4 protein-coding genes and 1 pseudogene are annotated in these 4,674 nt (G+C 42.6%); all 5 read right to left on the bottom strand.

Features of this window, described 5'->3' with window-relative positions; all coding sequences use genetic code 11:
* The coding region (gene sufB, locus SMIDD26_RS05450; protein ID WP_061439382.1) for a Fe-S cluster assembly protein SufB at positions 1-1,391 on the bottom strand (1,391 nt) is incomplete at its 3' end.
* A 57-nt stretch (positions 1,392-1,448) separates the two neighbouring features.
* Complete coding sequence (sufU, locus tag SMIDD26_RS05445; protein WP_061439379.1) at positions 1,449-1,889, bottom strand: Fe-S cluster assembly sulfur transfer protein SufU; 441 nt, start codon at positions 1,887-1,889, stop codon at positions 1,449-1,451.
* Positions 1,876-3,102: a cysteine desulfurase gene (locus tag SMIDD26_RS05440; RefSeq protein WP_061439377.1), complete on the bottom strand. Its 1,227-nt coding sequence runs from the start codon at positions 3,100-3,102 to the stop codon at positions 1,876-1,878. The genes sufU and SMIDD26_RS05440 overlap by 14 nt, the downstream gene beginning before the upstream one ends.
* Before the next feature lie 10 nt (positions 3,103-3,112).
* Positions 3,113-4,375 carry a Fe-S cluster assembly protein SufD gene (gene sufD, locus SMIDD26_RS05435; protein ID WP_061439375.1) on the bottom strand — a complete coding sequence of 421 codons (1,263 nt, stop codon included), beginning with the start codon at positions 4,373-4,375 and terminating at the stop codon, positions 3,113-3,115.
* A gap of 27 nt (positions 4,376-4,402) precedes the next feature.
* Positions 4,403-4,674, bottom strand: a pseudogene (locus SMIDD26_RS05430) (ABC transporter ATP-binding protein); the annotation flags it as partial.

Below are 4,674 nucleotides of genomic sequence, written 5' to 3'. Positions count from 1 at the left end.
TCATAGCTAATCAAACGGTTAAGTTCAACTGCATATTCCATTGGAAGTTCTTTTGTAAAAGGCTCTACAAATCCCATAACAATCATTTCAGTTGCTTCTGATTCTGATAAACCACGACTCATGAGGTAATAGAGTTGTTCTTCTGAAATCTTAGATACCTTAGCTTCGTGTTCCAAAGCAACTTGCGAATTGTGAATTTCATTAAATGGAATAGTATCTGATGCTGATAAGTCATCCATGATAATGGTATCACATTCAATGTGGGAAACAGATTTCTTAGAGTTCTTGTTAAAGGTTACTTGTCCACGGTAGTCAACCTTTCCTCCGCCTTTAGCGATGGATTTAGACACGATAGACGAGCTTGTATGTGGAGCGTTGTGGATCATCTTAGCACCCGTATCTTGGTGTTGTCCAGCATTGGCAAAGGCGATCGAAAGCATGGTTCCACGCGCACCTTCTCCATCAAGGTAAACAGATGGGTATTTCATAGTCGTTTTGGCACCCAAGTTTCCATCAATCCACTCAACCGTGGCATCCTTTTGAGCCTTAGCACGCTTTGTTACCAAGTTATAGACGTTATCAGACCAGTTTTGGATGGTTGTATAACGCATATAAGCTCCGTCCAAGGCAAAAATTTCTACAATGGCAGCATGCAAGCTGTTGCTTGAATAAGTTGGCGCTGTACACCCTTCTACATAGTGGACACTTGCTCCCTCATCAACGATAATCAAGGTACGTTCAAACTGACCAGTATTTTCGTTATTGATTCGGAAGTAGGTTTGAAGAGGAATATCCACTTTCACACCTTTTGGTACATAGATAAAGGTTCCACCTGACCATACTGCTGAGTTAAGGGCAGCCAACTTGTTATCTGTTGGCGGTACCAACTTGGCAAAATATTGTTTAAACAAGTCTGGGTATTCCTTGAGGGCAGAATCCGTATCTGTAAAGATAATCCCCAATTTCTGGAACTCTTCCTTCATGTTGTGGTAAACCACTTCTGACTCGTACTGGGCAGAGGCACCTGCTAAATAAGCACGCTCAGCTTCCGGAATCCCAATACGTTCAAAGGTTTCTTTAATTTTTTCAGGAACCTCATCCCATGAACGGGCTGGCTTATCAGATGGTTTTTGGTAGTAGATCAAGTCATCAAAATCAATCTCTGACGAGTCTGCTCCCCAAGTTTGCATAGGCATTTTTTTGAAGGTTTCATAAGACTTCAAACGGAATTCTAACATCCACTCAGGTTCTCCCTTTGCAGCTGATAGTTCACGAATGACATCTTCATTCAATCCTTTTCCTGTCGATAGGACAGGCTCTACATCATCATGGAAACCAAATTTATATTCACCAAGGTCAATTGGTTTTGGTTCTACTCTTTCTTCAGCCATAATATCCTTTCTTTCATTCTTCATTTCTACTGATTCATAAGACAAAAGAAACTTGTCTTACTGATTTTCTTGATTTTCAATTGTTTTCTTCAGGGCATTCCAAGCTAGGGTTGCACACTTAATTCGTTGCGGGAATTTGGCAACACCTGACAAGAAAGCTGCATCGCCTAGTTGGTCTTGACGCTCATCTTTTTGCCCTTGAACCATTTCAGAAAAAATAGTCGCAAGTTCTAAGATTTCTTTCTTAGTCTTACCCAAAACTGCATCTGACATCATGCTTGCAGAGGCAGTTGAGATAGTACAACCCGAGTTTAGAAAAGCGATATCTTCCAAACGGTCATCTACATCAAACTTGACAGAGAGGTTGATGACATCTCCACAGGTCGGATTGTTGAGACTGATTTGCTCAGCGTCTTCTAACTTCCCTTGGTGATGTGGATTTTTCGAATGGTCTGCTACCACTGCCATATAAAGGCTATCTAGTTTAGAAAGTGCCATTGAAAAACTCCTTTGTCTTTTGTAAGGCATCGACTAGCTTGTCGCAATCTGCCTTGGTATTGTAGATATAAAAACTTGCACGAGCTGTTGCTGGTACATCCAAATACTGGAGCAAGGGTTGGGCACAGTGGTGACCTGCACGAACAGCCACTCCTTCATAATCCAAAGCAGTCGCAAGGTCGTGAGGATGAAGATCGCCTAGGTTAAAGGAAATGACACCCGAGCGTTGAGCTAAGTCCTGCGAACCATAAATAGTCAATCCCTCAATTGCCTGCAACTTGGGAAATACGTATGAGATTAATTCCTGTTCGTGAGCTTCAATCGCTTCCATACCAATCTTTTCCAGATAATCCACTGCAGCAGCAAGCCCGATAGCGCCTGCCATATTAGGAGTTCCAGCCTCGAATTTCCAAGGCAATTCCTTCCAACTAGCAGACTGCTCATAGACGAAATCAATCATTTCACCTCCAAATTCAACTGGTGACATTTGTTCTAGATACTTTTCTTTACCGTAAAGGACACCAATACCAGTTGGACCAGCCATCTTGTGACCTGAAAAGGCAAAGAAGTCCACATCTAGGTCCTGTACATCAATCTTCATATGAGGCGTAGATTGAGCACCATCTACCACCATGATGGCTCCAACTTGGTGAGCCAATTGAGTAATTTCTTTGATAGGATTTACCACACCCAGAACATTTGAGGCGTGAGCTAGCGAAACAAACTTGACCTTATCAGTCAATTTAGCTCGAAATTCATCCATGTCCAATGCTCCATCCTTTAGATAGACATAGACAAGCTCCGCTCCAGTCTTACGACAGGCTTCCTGCCAAGGAATGATATTAGAATGGTGTTCCATGACAGAAATCAAGACCTGGTCGCCCTCAGTCAAGACTTCCTCAGCAAACCGTGCTACCCAGTTAAGACTGGTTGTCGTTCCTCTGGTAAAGAGAACTTCCTTTGTAGAGCCTGCATTGATAAACTTACGTATGGTTTCACGAGCCGCCTCATAAGAAGCTGTCGCCCGTTCTGCCAAGGTGTGAACACCACGGTGAACATTAGCATTATCCTGTTCATAGTAGCGATTGATCGTTTCCAGAACTGCTTGTGGTTTTTGTGTCGTCGCAGCATTGTCCAAATAGACCAATGGTTCATCGTTGACAATCTGGTCCAAAATTGGAAAATCCTTGCGAATCGCTTCTACATCTAACATAGGCTTCCCCTTAGCGTTTTGACAATTTTTCTTCGATAGTTGCAATCATTTCATCACGAACTTCTTTGACTGGAATCTCAACGATAACGGAGCCAAGGAAACCACGAACAACCAAACGTTCTGCAGTTGCCTTATCTAAACCACGGCTCATGAGGTAGTACATGTCTTCTGGATCTACCTGACCGATAGAAGCCGCATGTCCTGCAGTTACGTCATTTTCATCAATCAAAAGAATTGGATTGGCATCTGAACGCGCTTGATCTGAAAGCATAAGAACACGGCTCTCTTGTTGGGCATCTGCTCCCTTAGCACCCTTGATGATGTGGCCAATACCGTTGAAAGTCAAAGTTGCTTTTTCAAGGATAACCCCATGTTGTAGGATATTTCCGATTGAGTTGCAACCATAGTTAGTCACTCGAGTATCAATTCCTTGCACTTGACGGCCACTTGAAAGAGCTACCACTTTAAGATCAGCATGGCTACCGTTACCGATCAAGTCACTATCAAAGTCCGCAACGACATTTCCTTCGTTCATGACACCGATTGCCCAGTCAATACTTGCATCGTTTCCTAATTTACCACGACGGCTAATGTAGGCAGTGACGTTTTCACCTAGACGGTCAATCGCAGCAAACTTCACTTGAGCACCAGAACGTGCAATTACTTCTACTGTGATATTAGCAGTTGCTTTGGCACTTCCTTCACCGCGTGACTCTAAACGCTCCAGATAACTAATCTTAGAATTTTTACCAGCGATAATCATAATATGTTTGTTAAACGGCACATCGCTATCGCTGTCTTGATAGAAAATTCCTTCGATTGGTTCAGCAATTTCCACGTTATCAGGAATATAGAGAACAGCACCACTATTGAAATAAGCTGTATGGTAGGCTGCCAACTTGTCATCGTCATACTTAACAGATGACATGAAGAATTCTTCGATCAGCTCTGGAATTTCTTCTAAAGCTGAATGGAAATCTGTGAAGACAACACCCTGTTCAGCCAACTCAACTGGAATTTGCTCAAAAACAGTTTGAGTTCCTACTTGCACCAACTTCAAGTGGTTATCTAGTGCTGTGAAATCTGGAACATTTGCTGATGGCTCACTTTCTGTAATCGTTCCATCACCCAGATTCCAACGGTGGAATTTGACACGCTCAATAACTGGTAATTCTAGGCTCTCAATCTTATCAAAAGCTTTTTGACGGAGGTCAGTCAACCAGCTTGGTTCAGCGTGCATTTCTGAAAAAAGTTTAATATTTTCTTTAGTCATTTACTTCTCCTAAAAGATACGAGGGAATTACAATTCTTCCTTATAGTCGTAGCCAAGTTCTTCAGCTAGTTTTGCGTATCCTTCACGTTCCAAACGCGCAGCCAATTCTGAACCACCAGAAAGGACAACACGACCTTCCATCATCACGTGTACCACGTCTGGTGTGATGTAGTTCAAAAGACGTTGGTAGTGAGTGATGATCATAGCACCAAAACCTTCACCACGCATGGCATTCACACCTTTAGAAACAACTTTAAGAGCGTCAATATCAAGACCAGAGTCAATCTCATCCAAAAGGG

It is taken from the genome of Streptococcus mitis (assembly GCF_001579035.1).
Classification (GTDB): domain Bacteria; phylum Bacillota; class Bacilli; order Lactobacillales; family Streptococcaceae; genus Streptococcus; species Streptococcus mitis_J.
Note: the sequence above shows the minus strand (reverse complement) of the source record. Positions and strands in the feature narration are given on the sequence as shown.

Bases quoted from the DNA above. Each gene is read 5' to 3' on its own strand.
- sufD (WP_061439375.1), bottom strand. From the start codon at position 4,375: ATGACTAAAGAAAATATTAAACTTTTTTCAGAAATGCACGCTGAACCA.
- SMIDD26_RS05440 (WP_061439377.1), bottom strand. From the start codon at position 3,102: ATGTTAGATGTAGAAGCGATTCGCAAGGATTTTCCAATTTTGGACCAG.
- sufU (WP_061439379.1), bottom strand. From the start codon at position 1,889: ATGGCACTTTCTAAACTAGATAGCCTTTATATGGCAGTGGTAGCAGAC.